We start from the raw sequence: 13,585 nt of genomic DNA, 5'->3' as shown, positions 1-13,585 counted from the left end.
CGTTTCCTTCATTTGAGACTGCCGAGCGTGATGCCGGAACGCCAGTAGCGCTGCATGCTGATCATCAGCACGACCATCGGGACCATGGACACGATCGACCCTGCCACGACGAGGCCGGTGAGGTCCGTCGAACTCTCGATCTTGACGCTGAGCCAGTGGTAGAGGCCCAGCATCACCGTCCACTTCTCCTCACCGCGCAGGAAGATCAGCGGCCCGAAGAAGTTGTTCCACGCCCCGACGAAGCCGAGCAGGAAAACCGTCGCCACACCGGTGGACATCAGCCGCAGGCCGATCTGGAAGAAGATCCGGTACTCCCCCGCCCCGTCGACGCGGGCGGCTTCGATGAGCTCCCTGGGGATCGCGCCCTCGGCGTAGACCTTGGCCAGGTACACCGAGAAGGCGCTGAAGAACGACGGCACGATCACCGCGTACGGCGTGTTGATCATGCCGATGTCGTTGAGCAACAGGTAGGACGGAATGGTCAGCAGTGCGCCGGGCACGAGGAACGAGCCGATGACGAACGCCATCAGCACGCCCTTGCCGCGGAAGTCGTACATCGCCAGCCCGTAGCCCGCGGCCACGCACACGACCGTCATGCCCAGGGTGCCGGTCACGCAGTAGAGGACCGTGTTCCACATCCAACGCAGGAAGATCCCGTCGTTGTAGGTGAACAGCTGCTGGAAGTTGTCCAGCAGGTGGTTCTCGGCGAACCACAGGCCGTTGGTCGTGTAGAGGTCGGACTGGCTCTTCGTCGCGGCGACGACGACCCACCACAGCGGCGCCGCCGAGTAGAGGACGAACAGCACCAGGCCGGTGATCACCAATGCCCGGGTGCGCCGCGACCGGCCGGCCCCGGGCGGGAGGTCGGCGGGCATTGACCGGGGCCGCCGTCGCGACGGCCGGGGCGGCGCCTGCGGTCCGACGGCGCGTTCGATGGTCGAGGTCATGCCGGCACCTTGTCGGTGAGCTTGTAGAAGACCGTGGACACCAGGCCCACGATCAGGGCGAGGATGATCGACAACGCCGCCGCGTAGTTGAAGTTGCCCTCGGCGAACGCCTGGTTGTAGATCATCATGATCGGGGTGAAGTCCTTGTTGACGGTCTCCGGCGTCATGGACCGGAACAGCAGCGGGTCGCTGAAGATCTGGAGCGTGCCGATGACGCTCAGCACCGAGATGAGCACCAGTGGCCTCCGGACGAACGGGACCTTGATCGACCACGCGATCCGCCACTCCGACGCGCCGTCGAGCCGTGCGCTGTCGAACACCTCGGTGGGCACGGACTGGAGCGCGCCGTAGACGATCAGCATGCCGAAGCCGATCGAGCTCCACGCCATGAGGTTGCCGATGGACATCCAGATCAGCTCGCCGCCGTAGAAGTTCGCGTCGATGCCGAACAGCGCCAGGAACGGCGTCAGCGGGCCGACGGCGGGGCTGTAGAGGTAGATCCAGATCAAGGTCGCGACGACACCGGGCACCATGTACGGGATCAGCAGCACCACGCGGAACCGGGCCGCGAGCCTGCGGCGGACCGCGTCGAGCATCAGGGCCATGACCAGGCTCGCGCCCTGGATGATCGGGATGACCACCACCGCGAACAAGGCGACCCGCCCCATGCTGCCCCAGAACCGGCCGTCCTCGAAGCCCCGGACGAAGTTGCCCAGCCCGCTGAACGTGGTGGTCCGCCCACCGAAACCGAGGCCCGAGCTGCGTTCGGTGTACAGGCTCTCGCTGAGTGCCATCACGATCGGGACGATCGTGAACAGCGCGAACCCGAGGGCGAAGGGCACGGTGAAGGAGAAGCCCTTGAGGTCCGCCATCCGGCGCCAACCGGGCGGTCGTGACCGCTGCACCACGCTCATCGTCAGCTCCCGGCGACGTTGATGCCCTGGGTTTTCAGGTCGTCGACGGTGAACCGCTGCATGTTCTCCAGCAGCTGCTCGAAAGTGATCTGCTTGGTCACGGCCTTGGCCCACTGGTCCTGGAGTTCCTTGAACACGGCGGTGTAGTTCGGTCCGACCACCCACGTGTCGACGCCTGCCGCCGCGGCCTTCAGCCACACGTCGACGGCCTGGGACGCGTAGGCGCCGAACAGCTTCTGCGGCACGGCGCTCTCGGCCCACGGCGACGGGTCCTCGACCGCGCCGGGCCAGGAGTAGGTCCCCGTCTTCTCGTCGAAGGAAGCGTCGATCGCGTCCTTGCTGGTGCTCCACCAGACCCCGACCTCGGTCGCCTCGGCGAGCGTCGGGCAGCCCTTCGCGACGATCATCGGCTTGCTGTGCGCGGGCGTGGTGTACTTCGCGGCGTCACGGTACTGGGGCAGCGCGATGGGCTCCCACTGGCCGAGTGTCTTCGTGAAGTTGTTCTGGTAGTTGCCCAGCTGCCAGACGTTGGTGGGCAAGGAGACCATGCGGCCCTCGTCGAAGTAGGCGATGAGCGCCGGCCGGTCCTGGTAGGTCTGGTTGGCGACGAGGTCGTCGTCGACGAGCTGCTGGAGGACGGCCGCGGCCTTCTTCGACTCGGCGGAGGTGAAGCTGACCTTCCACGAGTCGCCCTCGACGGAGTACCACGTGCCACCCGCCAGCTGCACGAGCTGCTCCAGGAGGCTCGGGTCCTCCCCCGCGAGGTTCATCACCTGGATCCCGTGCGGTTTGAGCGCCTTGCCCGCCGCGATGACGTCGTCCCACGTCTTGGGCACGGAGATGCCGTACTGGTCGTACACCTTGCGGTTGATGATCATGTAGGCTGGCTCGGCCCCGGTGGGGATGCCGTGGAACCGGCCCTGGATCTCGGCCGCGGCGACCGCGGAGTCCTTGAACTTCTTCTCGTCGACGTGGGGCTTGAGCTGGTCGGTGATGTCCGCGAGGAGGCCTTCGCCGAGCAGGCCCGGCAGCTCACCGAAGTTCTGCACCAGGCACGGCACGCCGTCGCCGGACTTGACGACGTTGCGCAGGTTGGTCGCCGTGGTCGGGTTGTCGGCCTGCTTGACGTACTTGACCTGGATCTTGTCGTGGGTCGCGTTGAACTTGTCCGCGACCTTCGCGTACTTGGGGTCCCAGCCCCACATCTCGACGACGACCGGCCCGGAGCCACCCGCCTCCGGACCGTCTCCACACGCCTGCGCGGCCCCGAGCAGGCACAACGCCATCCCTCCCGCCACCCAACGCCGTGCTGCACTCCACATCGTGCGCCTCCTCGCTGAAGCGTGTGTCCTACGCCATAGACAACGTTTTCTACGGAGACGCTACGACGCCCACGAAGACCCAGTCAACACTGGGACTTCTTTGAGTTAACGTTTTCTTCATGAGGCCTACAGTCAGGGACGTCGCGGCGGCGGCCGGTGTCTCCGCGACCACGGTGTCGCGCGTGCTCGCGGGCAACTACCCCGTCTCGGCGGCCACCCGCGGCCGGGTGCTGCGCGCGGTGCGCGACCTCGACTACGTCGTCAACGCCCAGGCCCGAGCGCTGGTCGGCGGGCGGACCAGGACCGTCGCGTTCATCGTCCGCGACCTCGTCGGCCCCTCGTTCGCCCACATCGGACACGGGATCGAGCAGCAGGCCACGGCGGAAGGACGGATCTGCCTGGTCTGCACGACGCACGGCGACCCCGATCGCGAACTGGCCCTGATCGACGCGATGCGCGAGCACCAGGCCGAGGCCGTCGTCCTCGCCGGGGGCGGGTACCAGGAGAAGGCGTACGTCGAGACGATGACGCGGATCGCGCACGCGCTCGACAACTCCGGGTCGCGCCTGGTCCTGTGCGGACGACCGCCGCTGGGGCCGGACGTCCCCGCGACGGTGGTCGACTACGACAACGAGGGTGGAGCGTTCGCCGTGACCAGCCACCTGATCGCACTCGGTCACCGCAGGATCGTCTTCCTGGGCGCGGACGACTCGTCCTTCACCACCACCCGCGGCCGGATGGCGGGCCACGCGCCCGCGCGCACCGCGACCACGGGATCCCGCTGGACCCGGCCCTGTCGGTGCGCTGCGACTTCGATCGCGACGCCGCGTACGGCACGGTCCGCCGGCTGCTCGCGTCGGGGCTCCGGTTCACCGCGATCGTCGCCGTCACGGACATGTGCGCGAGCGGGGCGCTCGTCGCCCTGCGCCACGAGGGCGTGCGCGTCCCCGAGGACGTGTCCGTCGCCGGGCACGACGACATCCCGCTCGCCACAGTCGTCCACCCGGCGCTCACCACGGTGCACATCCCGCACGAAGAACTCGGCCGGACCGCCGTCCGGCTCGCGCTCAACCGGGAGCGGCACGCGATGAGCCAGCACACGGTGCTCGGCACGCACCTGGTCATCCGGGAGTCCACCGGGCCCGCGAAGACCCCGTGAGCGGCCACCCTCGGGCGACCCGTCCACGGGCGGGCGGTCGGACCACTCCCCCGCGACTCGTCGTCGGGAACCACGATCCGCGGCGCGAACGGGGCCCGCGACCGGCCGCGAGCCGCTTGGGCCGAGAAGAACAATCCTCCTGCGCCACCGCTTCACGAGGATCCAACCGGAGCCCAAAGGGTTGGGGGATGACGATTCGCGGGAACGGCGCTGGTCAGCCGCGGGCGCGGCGGTTGTCGCGGTGTTCGTGGTGATCCGGTGAGGTATCCGCCGAGGTGGAGATCGCGGCCATGCGCAGTTCCCTTCACAGAAGAGCCAGTTCCTGAAACGATTTGCACCACGTGACGGGGGCCACGCGTGGTCGTCGGTTTTCGCGAGGGGAGACCGGATGGATGACCGGCAATCTGCCGTGCACCGCACGATTGTCGTGGTGGATGTCGAAGGGTTCGGCGATCGACGGCGGACCAACGCGCACCAGGTTGCGGTGCGAGCCGGGCTGTACAAGGCCTTACGGCGGGCATTCGACGAGGCGAGCGTGTCTTGGGGTGCCTGTCGCCACGAGGATCGTGGCGACGGCGTGTTCGTCCTGGTTCCCGCCGAGGTGCCCAAGGCGCGCTTCGTGGACGCGGTACCGCACGCTCTCGTCGGGGCGCTGCGCGAACACAACGCCACACATGCGGAAGCGGCTCAGATCCGGCTGCGGATGGCCCTGCACGCCGGCGAGGTCGAACTCGACGAGCACGGTGTCACCGCCGCATCGGTCAACCTGGCGTTCCGACTGCTGGACGCCCGCCCGCTGAAGGCCGCGCTTGCCGAGTCGCCAGGTGTCTTGGCACTCATAGCCTCGGGCTGGTTCTTCGACGAGGTGGTGCGGCACAACGATGGTGCGGCCGCCGCCACGTTCAAGCCGGTGCAGGTCGCGGTGAAGGAGACTTCGACGGTGGGGTGGATCAGCCTGCCCGATCACCCGTACCTGCTCGATGCCACGCACCTCAGCACTTCACCGCCCGAACACGCCGTCACGCCCGACACGCCGTCGGACGATCACGCGACCGTGCCGGAGGCCGCGCGCGGCGGAATCCGGACCGTGGCACCCGGTCGGCGTCGGCGACCGCCGCGATGGACGCTCGCGCTCGGTGCGGGAGCTCTCGCCATCGCTGTGGGATGGTCCCTTGTCGAGATGACCGGCTTTCGAGAATCGGGGCAACCCGAGCCCGGTGAGCCGATCTCCCTGGTCGGCGAGGCGAAAGCGGCAGGAGGTTTGGAATTCGCTCTGCCCGAGCCGTTGACGTCGGGAGCGGAATACGATGCTCTGCTGCGCACGAACGACCCCGCCTATCACCCGTTGACCAGCGACAGGTTCGTTCCTGTGGGGACGGTGGCGGTGTCGTTCCAGATCAAGGGGAATCGGCGGACACCTGTCCAGATCACCGATGTCACACCCGAGATCACCAGCAAGGACCCAGCGCTTGCGGGCACTTTGGTCGTCTACCCGCCGCCCGGCGGTGAGAAGCCGGCGATCAGGCTGGTCGCCAACCTGGACGACCCGCAGCTCATCGTCAGGGATCCGGCCGAGATCAGTACGGCGTGGTTCGCCCAACACCACGTGGAGCTGGCCAAGGACGAGAACCAGCAATTCGCGGTGACCTTCTCCGGCCGGCTGGCTGCCTACTCGTTCCGGATCGTGGTCGAGTACAGCACCGGCGACGGCGCCCGGGGGCGGTTGGTGATCGCGGGCAAGGACGGCTTGCCGTTCAGGCTGACCGGCAAGCCGGCCGATGGCAGGTACGGGGCCGTCTACCTGCCGAACTTCCCCAAGAGTGGGGGCTGGCACGCGTGCGGAGCCTGGGCCGAGGACCGGTGCACCCGATGAGGGCACGAGTCGTACGGCCCGCCAAGATGGGCGGGGCGCTGCTGCTGGTGGCGGCAGCCGTCTCCGGCAGCCCTTCAGCCGGACCGAGGCCGCAATCCGCGGCTCTGCCACCGTCCTCCGCCCCCGCGTCCACCTCGGCACCTGTGCGACCGTCGCCGAACACCGGCGTCGTGTGGCAGACCGAAGTGGCCGCAAGTGGGTATGCGCTGGTCGGCGACACGGTGGTCGCCGCATGGCACGGTGGTGTGACCGGGATCGAAGCGCACACGGGAAGTGCCCGGTGGCGGTACCAGCCGCCGTCCGGCTTCGACATCGTGAGCTGGGAAGCGACCGGGGGTGTCGTCGCGCTGGCCATGGACACCAGTGCCGCGGACCCCGGAGCGGACTTCTCGTGGGAGACGGTGGGGCTTGAGGCGGCGACCGGACAGCCGTTGTGGGACCAGACGCGGGTGGAACTCCTGCCGCCCCCTGACCACTTCGAGCCCGGTGGTCCCCCTGACCGGCTCGCCTCGGGCGGGGGGATGATCGTCGTCCCGTGGTACAGCGTCGGTGACGACTCCCACTTGGGTCTGGCGGGCGTGGACGCGCGGACGGGAGCCCTGGACTGGACCCAGCCGTTCGACGAGCTGGTGATCGGCGGCGTCGGCCAGTGCGACATCACCGCCGGTCGCGACATCATCTCGCCCAGCAGGCCCCTGGTGGCGGCCAACGACCAGATCGCGGCGGTCGTAGCGCAATGCGCGCAGGGACAGGTCGTGATCGGCTTCGACCCGCGCACCGGCCGGGCGCGCTGGGCCACCCCGTTGCGCGGCGGCCAACCCAAGCGCCTGATCGTGGACGAGGACGCGATCCTGGTCGGCCAACTCGGGCCGGGCACGATCCTCGACGCCGACGGCCGAGTGGTGTTCGAGGGAGACCTGCCGTCAGATCTGCCGGTAATGGCCGTGGCCGGTGACATCGCAGTGATATCCGGCCAGGACGGCGCGAACGACCCGCTCATCGCGGTCGACCTGCGCAGCGGCCAGACGCTGTGGTCCCGGCCACGGCCCAGCGCCGACCACCCGATGAACACACTCCGGCGCAACGCCTACCAGGGCCTGACAGCCGTCGACAACGCCATCCTCGGATACCGGTCCGCAGCGGGCGGCGGGCCACCGGACAAGGGCATGGAACCCGACCAGAACCTCCTTCCAGTGGTGGTCGACCGGATCGATCCGTCGACCGGGGCGGTCCAGCCGACGCCGATACCGGTGACCGGCGAAGGAACTTGGGTCATGGCCGTTGGCGATCTGCTGTTGCTCGAGTCCGGGCGGGGCCTCGCCGCAATCCGCCTCACCCCCGGCGGGTCTCTACCCAGCGGCAACGCCCCCGCGTCACCAGACCGGTGGCCAGACGCGTGCGCGCTGGTGACCGCCGACCGGGTTCAGGCTTTGTGGCCGGGCCGCCAACCGACACCGGTCGGGGAGTCCGGCAGCGTCCTGGGCAGCCCCATCCCCAATCCCTTCCGATGCCAGTTCACAGACCTGGACGGTTCGGTGGTGGTCGCCGTGACCATCGGGTGGGTCGCCGGCGACCCGCGCAGCGCGGAAACCCTCGCGACCAGCGCCCGCAGCTTGTCCGCCGGGGTGATCTTGTGGTCGCAGTCCCCCGAAGAGCCGCTGCTACCCGCTGTCGGCACGTGGGCGTTCGGGGAACCGGCAACCCACGTAACCCTCAGGGCCGGCCCCGCCATCGCCCACGTGCGCTCCTGGGACATCGCCGTGCCCGCTGTCGAGATCGCCCGACTGGTCACCGAGAGGCTCCACGCCTTGGGCTACCGATAACCACCCGTGCCCGCCGGTGCTCCCGGCTGCGATCGCTCCAGATGTGGTTGTCGGCCCCGAGAACGAACAGGTCGAGGTTGCCCGGTGCCCGCGAAACCGCCGCGACCTGTTGCTCCTGGTTCAGGAGCGCCTGCACTCGGCGCTGTCCACCGAACCTCGGTCCAGTCCCCCTGCCCGCGCCGGACGTGCTGCTACTGCTCAGCCCGTACGCGATGTGCGCCTCGTCGGCCGCCGTCCAGTCGCCCATCGCGGCGGTGGTCAGCAGGTCGCCGAGGCCGCCGTAGAAGGCCATCGCGGGGACGATCACGGCTCCTGCGGCGCGGGCGCGGTCCGTGAAGTGCGTGAACGTATCGACGTTGGCCTCGATCTCGGCCGCCACGTCCACATACGGGATCCCGGCGCGCAGTGCCGCCTCGATCACGGGGGCGGCCGTCGTGGCGAAGGGCCCGGCACAGTTGATCACGGCCGCCGCGCCGGCCAGTGCGCGGTCGAGCGAGGCCGGGTCACCGACCGTCGCCGCACGGGCCTCCAGCCCCGATTCGGACGCCAGTACCTTCAGCTTGTCGGCTGCGCCGGCACTTCAACCGCACGGTCGGCGTGCCTCCGGACACCTACCGCCGTACCTTCCGCTCGCGGCCCCCCGGCCCGAACGACAGCGGACAACGCCACCAACGCCCCACGGGGTGAGGCGTTGCCCCACTTCGGGCCGACGCCCAACGCCCCCATCCGGCCGGCTCATCTCACGATCTCTCGGGCCCGGACCGCGGCGAGGTCGACCTCGCGTTCGAGCTCTCCAGCTCGCGATCCACACCGAAGGGATGCCCGCGGTCAGGCGAATTCGACCGGTGCCCGCCACTGTGGACGGTGCGATGCAATGCTCCTAAATGATCTCGACGTTGGCCATCATGGCCATGTCCTCGTGTTCGGCGTTGTGGCAGTGGAAGAGGTAGCGGCCGCGGTAGCCGTCGAAACGGGTGATGATTTCCGCCGCTTCGCCCGGCCGTAGCGAGATGGTGTCTTTGAGGCCGGCGTCGTGCGGCAGCGGCGGGCGGCCACTGCGCGAGAGCACCAGGAAGCCGACCAGATGCAAGTGGATGGGGTGGTGGACGTCGGCGACCAGCCGCCACACCTCGACATCGCCGAGACGGGTGGTGACATCGGTGCGGGCGGGATCGAACGGGAGCCCGCCGACCAGCCATCCGTGGCCGCCGCGCATCCGCCCGGCGCGGAAGGAGAAGTCGCGCACGCTGACGGCGTCCGTCCGTCGCCAGGTCGGCAGATCGGTGGAGAGCGTGCGTGGGACGCGGCTGTCGTCGGTGGCGTGGCGTGCGATGCGGAAGGCCATCACGTCGCGGGTACGGCCGGAGCCGAGCCGGTTGACGAGTCCGACGCGGCTGCCGACCGGGAGTCCGGAGAAGTCGATGATCACGTCGTAGCGCTCGGCCGGCGCGATCGGCAGCGCCTGGTGGGTGATCGGCGCGGCGAGCAGTCCCTGGTCGGCGCCGACCTGGACGAGGTCGAGCCGGCGCCCGTCGTCGGTGACCGCTTCGAGTTCGTAGTGCCGAGCGTTGGAGGCGTTCAGGATGCGCAGCCGGTAGCGGGCCGTGTCGACCTCATGTACGGGCCACGGGGCGCCGTTGACCAAGATCACATCCCCGAGGACCCCGGCGAAATGGGGTTCGTGCACGCCCGGCCGCTCCCGCAGGGTGGGGTCGAGGGCGGGGTAGGCGAGGCTGCCGTCGGCGGCGAACGCCCGGTCGGCGATCATCAGCGGCAGTTCGCGTGGCCCCGCGGGCAGGCCGAGCGCGTCCTCGGTGTCGTCGCGGACGATGTGCAGCCCGGCCAGGCCGCGCCAGATCGCGGGGGCGGTGAAGTCCATCCGGTGGTCGTGGTACCACAGCAGCGTCGGCCGCTGGTCCAGCGGGAAGGTGTAGTCCCGCGTCAGCTCGGTCACCACGGCCCGCGGATCGTGCATGCCGTGCTCGGAGCCGTGCCCGGTGTGCGTGGTGGTGTCGTGCCAGTCTTCGGGCAGGACGAGGTCGGTCGGGTATCCGTCGGAGGCTGCCGGGGTCCGTCCGCCGTGCAGGTGCACGACGGTCGGCACGGGCAGCTCGTTGCGGTGCGTCACGGTGACCGGCCGGCCGCGGCGCGACTCGATCGTCGGCCCGGGGAAGGTGCCCTCATACGTCCACAGCGGCGTTCTGACGCCGGGCAGGATCTCCGCGCTCGCTTCGCGCTGGGTGATCTCGTAGCGGTCGGTGCCACCCTCCGTGCTGACCGGCTTCAGCACGGGGGGAATCGGCAGCGGTACCTGGAACGGCGGCGGTAGCGGTACGGCGCTGCGCAGTTCGGCACCGGTGATCGACGGCCGGCGGGCCAGCGCGGCCGCGGTCGACAGCCCGGTGGCTGCCACCAGCCCCAGCGCCCCGCCGATGCCCAGCACCCGCCGCCTGGTCAGGCCGTGGGCAGGCCCGGACCGGCCCTCGTCGTGCTCACGCATCGCGGGCCTCCCTGTGCGCACGCGGACGTCGCAGGAGGGGTTGGCGCCAGACGGCGATGAACTGCACGACGAGCGCGGCGACGGTCATCACGCCCAGCGGGAGGTGCAGCCACAGCGCGCCGTCCAGGCCGGCGAAGTACTGCACCGTCTCGGCCGCCACCACCGCCGTGGTGGTCAGGAACGGCCAGGCCTGACGCAGCCGGGCCCAGACGATGATCGCCGCGATCACCTGCAGGTAGCCGATGGAGGTGACCACGTCGGCGCCGACCGCGTGCCAGCGCAGGCTGTCGAAGTCACCGGTCAGGTACACCCCGGCGAACACCGGCTGGCCGACGATCGCCACCACGTGCGCGCTGACGACGGCCCGGAAAACCCACCCGGTCGGTCTTGTCCGATGCGCCGCAGCGGATCCCAGGCTGCTGGTGGCCATGGGGATCCTCCTCACTCTGATCTCCGTGTGCGAACGCATCCGAAACTATGATCTGTCGGTGATCTTGTCTAAGATCAATATTGCTATGGAGTTATGCACGCGGAGGCATGATGGAGCTGAACTCGCTCAAGCAGTTCCTGGTGGTGGCGCGGCTGGAGCACCTCAGCCGGGCAGCCGACGAGCTGCACATCGCCCAGCCGTCGCTGAGCCGCACCATCGCCCGGTTGGAGGGCGAACTGGGCACACCGCTGTTCGAACGCAGCGGCCGGCTCCGCCTGAACGACGCGGGCAAGCTCTTCCGCGATCACGTCGAACGCGCCCTCGGCGAGCTCGCGGCCGGACGACGCGCCGTCGCCGAGGCCACCAGCGAGGGCCTGGGCACCGTGAGACTGGCGTCGGAAACCTTCCTCACCCTCACCGGCCCACTGGCGGCCTACAAGCGAGCCCATCCCTCCGTCGAGATCGAGCTCCACTGGTCCCTGGCCGAGGACATGGCCCGCCGCCTGCGGGCCCAGGACGTCGATCTGTGCGTCGCCTCGCAGCCGATCCACGCCGAAGGCCTGGAGTCGACGCAGCTGTTCGACGAGGCGGTAGGGGTGGGCACGCCACTCGACCATCCGCTGGCGGGCCGTACTTCCGTGAGCATCGACGAACTCGCCGACCAGCCCTTCATCACCGCCCGAGAGGGGCACTGGATACGCCGGCTGCTCGATCGGCTCTTCGCCGCGCGAAACCTCACACCGAAGATCGTCTGCGAGAGCGACGAGCCCAGTGCCATCGCGGACCTGATCAGCGTGGGACTCGGCATCGGTCTCGTCCCCGCGTTCGCCCGCCGCAGCCCCACCCGTGCCCCGGGGGCCTGGATCGCCGTCGACAGCCCCGACTGCCGTCGCACGGTCACCCTCTACTGGGGAGCCGACAGCCACCTGTCAACCGCCGCCCGCCTGATGCGCACCACGATCACCAACTGGGACTGGATCACCGGCGACCCCCAAGAGAAACGCTGATGACCAGCTCGCGGGGTGGGCGCGACATGCCCCGGGTCTTGGCCATCCCGGTTGGGCAGCCGTGTCAGCACGGCCTGCGGCCTCGAACGCGTACACCGACACGAGGAAGGCCGTGTTGACCAACTCGTCGAGGGTGACGCGGTCGGCCGGGTCGGCCGTGGCGCCACTGGTCCGTTCTCCGCGGTCGGGCAGCGGTTCGGGGATCCATTCGCCCACGTGGCGTTCTCGCCGGGAGCCGGTACTGATGGCGGCTGGTGGGGTCATCCTGGCCGACAGGCCTCCATCGGGCCGTCAGGCTGATCCATCCGCAGGTCGTCCCGACCTCAGCGGCTCACGGCGGTCTCCCGCTCCACACGCGACAGCTTCTCGGGATTGCGCACGTGGTAGAGGCCGGTGACGTAGCCGTTCTCGACCCGCACCGCCAGCACGCCGTCGATCTCCCCGTCGAGTCGGACGAGCAGCCCCGGGCCACCGTTGACCTGTACCGGCTCGAAGGACCTTTCGACGCCGCGCTTGTACCAGCCGGAGGCCAGCAAGCGAGCCACCTTGCCGGCCCCCACGATGGGCTGCGGCATGGCACGCATGACTCCGCCGCCGTCGCTCAGGGCGACGACGTCCGGCCCGAGGATGTCGAGCAGGCTCTGCAGGTCGCCGGTTTCGACCGCTCGTTGGAAGGCCTGGAGTGCGGCTCGGGTCTCGGCCGGGGAGACGATGCCGCGTGGTCGGCGCGCGGCGACGTGTGCCCGTGCCCGGTGGGCGATCTGACGGACCGCGGCAGGGCTCTTGTCGACGGCTTCGGCGATCTCGTCGTACTCGAGATCGAACACCTCGTGCAGCACGAACACCGCCCGCTCGGTCGGCTTGAGCGTCTCCAGCACCAGCAGCATCGCCATCGAGACGCTCTCGGCGAGCTCGACGTCCTCGGCCACGTCGGGTGCGGTCAGCAACGGCTCGGGCAGCCACGACCCGACGTAGGACTCCTTGCGCCGACCGAGCGCACGCAGCCGGTCCAGCGCCAGCCGAGTGACGATCCGCACCAGGTAGGCACGCTCACCCCGCACGGTGTCGAGATCGACGCCCACCCATCGCAGCCAGCTCTCCTGCAGGACGTCTTCGGCGTCAACAGCCGAACCGAGCATCTCGTAGGCGACGGTGAACAGCAGGTTGCGGTGGGCAACGAACACCTCGGTGGCGGAATCCACGCGGTCGGCACGATCGAGCGGTTCGGCTGTGTCCGTAGTTCGTTCGCTGCGCTCGCTCATGCCCGGCTCCTGCCTGTTCGCTCTTTGCCCTGCCACACGCACAAGACGCCGGTCCCCACCGCTTTGTGACACCCACGATCGATGGCCCACGTCACATGACCGCGCTGTCACAGGTACTACATTCCGAGATCTTGAACCGGGTCGGCTGACGGCGCGTATCCCGTGTCATGGTCGAGAGCGTGACTGTTCAGGACATCGCCGGCTGGGATGCTGACCTTCAAGCCCTCACCGAGGGCTTGGGGTGGATGTTCAACCGCCCGGAGCCGAAGGTGACGTTCGGGCTGATGGTGCGGGCGTTGCTGGCCGATGTGCCGAAGAAGAACTCCTGGGGGTTGGCCGAGCACGCCG

The 13,585-nt window shown here is 69.2% G+C and carries 10 protein-coding genes and 4 pseudogenes; 7 read left to right on the top strand and 7 right to left on the bottom strand.

Features of this window, described 5'->3' with window-relative positions:
- Positions 1-8 precede the first annotated feature (8 nt).
- Genes FM051_RS45925 through FM051_RS45915 form a run of 3 tightly spaced genes read right to left on the bottom strand, consistent with a single transcriptional unit; the run spans position 9 to position 3,183 of the window.
- On the bottom strand, positions 9-947 hold the full coding sequence (locus FM051_RS45925; protein WP_202919414.1) for a carbohydrate ABC transporter permease: 939 nt from the start codon (positions 945-947) through the stop codon (positions 9-11).
- Positions 944-1,861 (bottom strand): carbohydrate ABC transporter permease, encoded by a 918-nt coding sequence (locus FM051_RS45920; protein ID WP_202919413.1) that lies wholly within the window; start codon positions 1,859-1,861, stop codon positions 944-946. Before FM051_RS45920 ends, FM051_RS45925 begins: the two co-directional genes overlap by 4 nt.
- A 2-nt stretch (positions 1,862-1,863) precedes the next feature.
- Entirely contained in the window at positions 1,864-3,183 is a 1,320-nt protein-coding gene (locus FM051_RS45915) for an ABC transporter substrate-binding protein (protein ID WP_158853554.1), read from the bottom strand.
- 119 nt (positions 3,184-3,302) lie between these two features.
- Between FM051_RS45915 and FM051_RS54290 the strand changes: the two are divergent.
- The 4 genes and pseudogenes from FM051_RS54290 to FM051_RS45900 form a co-directional block, all read left to right on the top strand.
- A pseudogene (locus tag FM051_RS54290) lies at positions 3,303-3,875 on the top strand (LacI family DNA-binding transcriptional regulator); the annotation flags it as partial.
- A gap of 107 nt (positions 3,876-3,982) precedes the next feature.
- A complete protein-coding gene (locus tag FM051_RS53490) occupies positions 3,983-4,342 on the top strand; it encodes a LacI family DNA-binding transcriptional regulator (RefSeq protein ID WP_274383891.1) in 360 nt (119 codons plus the stop codon).
- Positions 4,343-4,919: 577 nt separating this feature from the next.
- Positions 4,920-6,215, top strand: a complete 1,296-nt coding sequence (locus FM051_RS53800; protein ID WP_158853552.1) for a hypothetical protein — start codon at positions 4,920-4,922, stop codon at positions 6,213-6,215.
- Positions 6,212-8,038 carry an outer membrane protein assembly factor BamB family protein gene (locus FM051_RS45900; protein ID WP_158853550.1) on the top strand — a complete coding sequence of 609 codons (1,827 nt, stop codon included), beginning with the start codon at positions 6,212-6,214 and terminating at the stop codon, positions 8,036-8,038. The genes FM051_RS53800 and FM051_RS45900 overlap by 4 nt, the downstream gene beginning before the upstream one ends.
- A gap of 139 nt (positions 8,039-8,177) precedes the next feature.
- Here FM051_RS45900 and FM051_RS45895 read toward each other — a convergent pair.
- Positions 8,178-8,570: pseudogene (locus tag FM051_RS45895) on the bottom strand (saccharopine dehydrogenase NADP-binding domain-containing protein); the annotation flags it as partial.
- Positions 8,571-8,593: 23 nt separating this feature from the next.
- On the opposite strand from FM051_RS45895, the pseudogene FM051_RS54285 reads away from it, so the two are divergent.
- Positions 8,594-8,725, top strand: a pseudogene (locus tag FM051_RS54285) (AraC family transcriptional regulator); the annotation flags it as partial.
- Between the two features lie 193 nt (positions 8,726-8,918).
- Here the strand turns inward: FM051_RS54285 and FM051_RS45890 are convergent.
- Both FM051_RS45890 and FM051_RS45885 read right to left on the bottom strand, forming a co-directional pair.
- Positions 8,919-10,538 carry a multicopper oxidase family protein gene (locus FM051_RS45890; protein WP_158853548.1) on the bottom strand — a complete coding sequence of 540 codons (1,620 nt, stop codon included), beginning with the start codon at positions 10,536-10,538 and terminating at the stop codon, positions 8,919-8,921.
- Positions 10,531-10,968 (bottom strand): hypothetical protein, encoded by a 438-nt coding sequence (locus FM051_RS45885; RefSeq protein WP_158853546.1) that lies wholly within the window; start codon positions 10,966-10,968, stop codon positions 10,531-10,533. Before FM051_RS45885 ends, FM051_RS45890 begins: the two co-directional genes overlap by 8 nt.
- 107 nt (positions 10,969-11,075) lie before the next feature.
- Between FM051_RS45885 and FM051_RS45880 the strand changes: the two genes are divergently transcribed.
- Positions 11,076-11,975 (top strand): LysR family transcriptional regulator, encoded by a 900-nt coding sequence (locus FM051_RS45880; RefSeq protein ID WP_338019537.1) that lies wholly within the window; start codon positions 11,076-11,078, stop codon positions 11,973-11,975.
- Between the two features lie 323 nt (positions 11,976-12,298).
- Here the strand turns inward: FM051_RS45880 and FM051_RS45870 are convergent, their stop codons facing one another.
- Entirely contained in the window at positions 12,299-13,237 is a 939-nt protein-coding gene (locus FM051_RS45870; protein WP_158853544.1) for an RNA polymerase sigma-70 factor, read from the bottom strand.
- Positions 13,238-13,416: 179 nt separating this feature from the next.
- Here FM051_RS45870 and FM051_RS54280 point away from each other — a divergent pair.
- Positions 13,417-13,585 (top strand): annotated as a pseudogene (locus tag FM051_RS54280) (IS701 family transposase); the annotation flags it as partial.

Source organism: Saccharothrix deserti, assembly GCF_009769385.1.
GTDB lineage: Bacteria > Actinomycetota > Actinomycetes > Mycobacteriales > Pseudonocardiaceae > Actinosynnema > Actinosynnema deserti.
This window is presented reverse-complemented; position numbering and strand designations above follow the sequence as displayed.

Bases quoted from the DNA above. Each gene is read 5' to 3' on its own strand.
- FM051_RS45925 (WP_202919414.1), bottom strand. From the start codon at position 947: ATGACCTCGACCATCGAACGCGCCGTCGGACCGCAGGCGCCGCCCCGG.
- FM051_RS45920 (WP_202919413.1), bottom strand. From the start codon at position 1,861: ATGAGCGTGGTGCAGCGGTCACGACCGCCCGGTTGGCGCCGGATGGCG.
- FM051_RS45915 (WP_158853554.1), bottom strand. From the start codon at position 3,183: ATGTGGAGTGCAGCACGGCGTTGGGTGGCGGGAGGGATGGCGTTGTGC.
- FM051_RS45900 (WP_158853550.1), top strand. From the start codon at position 6,212: ATGAGGGCACGAGTCGTACGGCCCGCCAAGATGGGCGGGGCGCTGCTG.
- FM051_RS45890 (WP_158853548.1), bottom strand. From the start codon at position 10,538: ATGCGTGAGCACGACGAGGGCCGGTCCGGGCCTGCCCACGGCCTGACC.
- FM051_RS45885 (WP_158853546.1), bottom strand. From the start codon at position 10,968: ATGGCCACCAGCAGCCTGGGATCCGCTGCGGCGCATCGGACAAGACCG.
- FM051_RS45880 (WP_338019537.1), top strand. From the start codon at position 11,076: ATGATGGAGCTGAACTCGCTCAAGCAGTTCCTGGTGGTGGCGCGGCTG.
- FM051_RS45870 (WP_158853544.1), bottom strand. From the start codon at position 13,237: ATGAGCGAGCGCAGCGAACGAACTACGGACACAGCCGAACCGCTCGAT.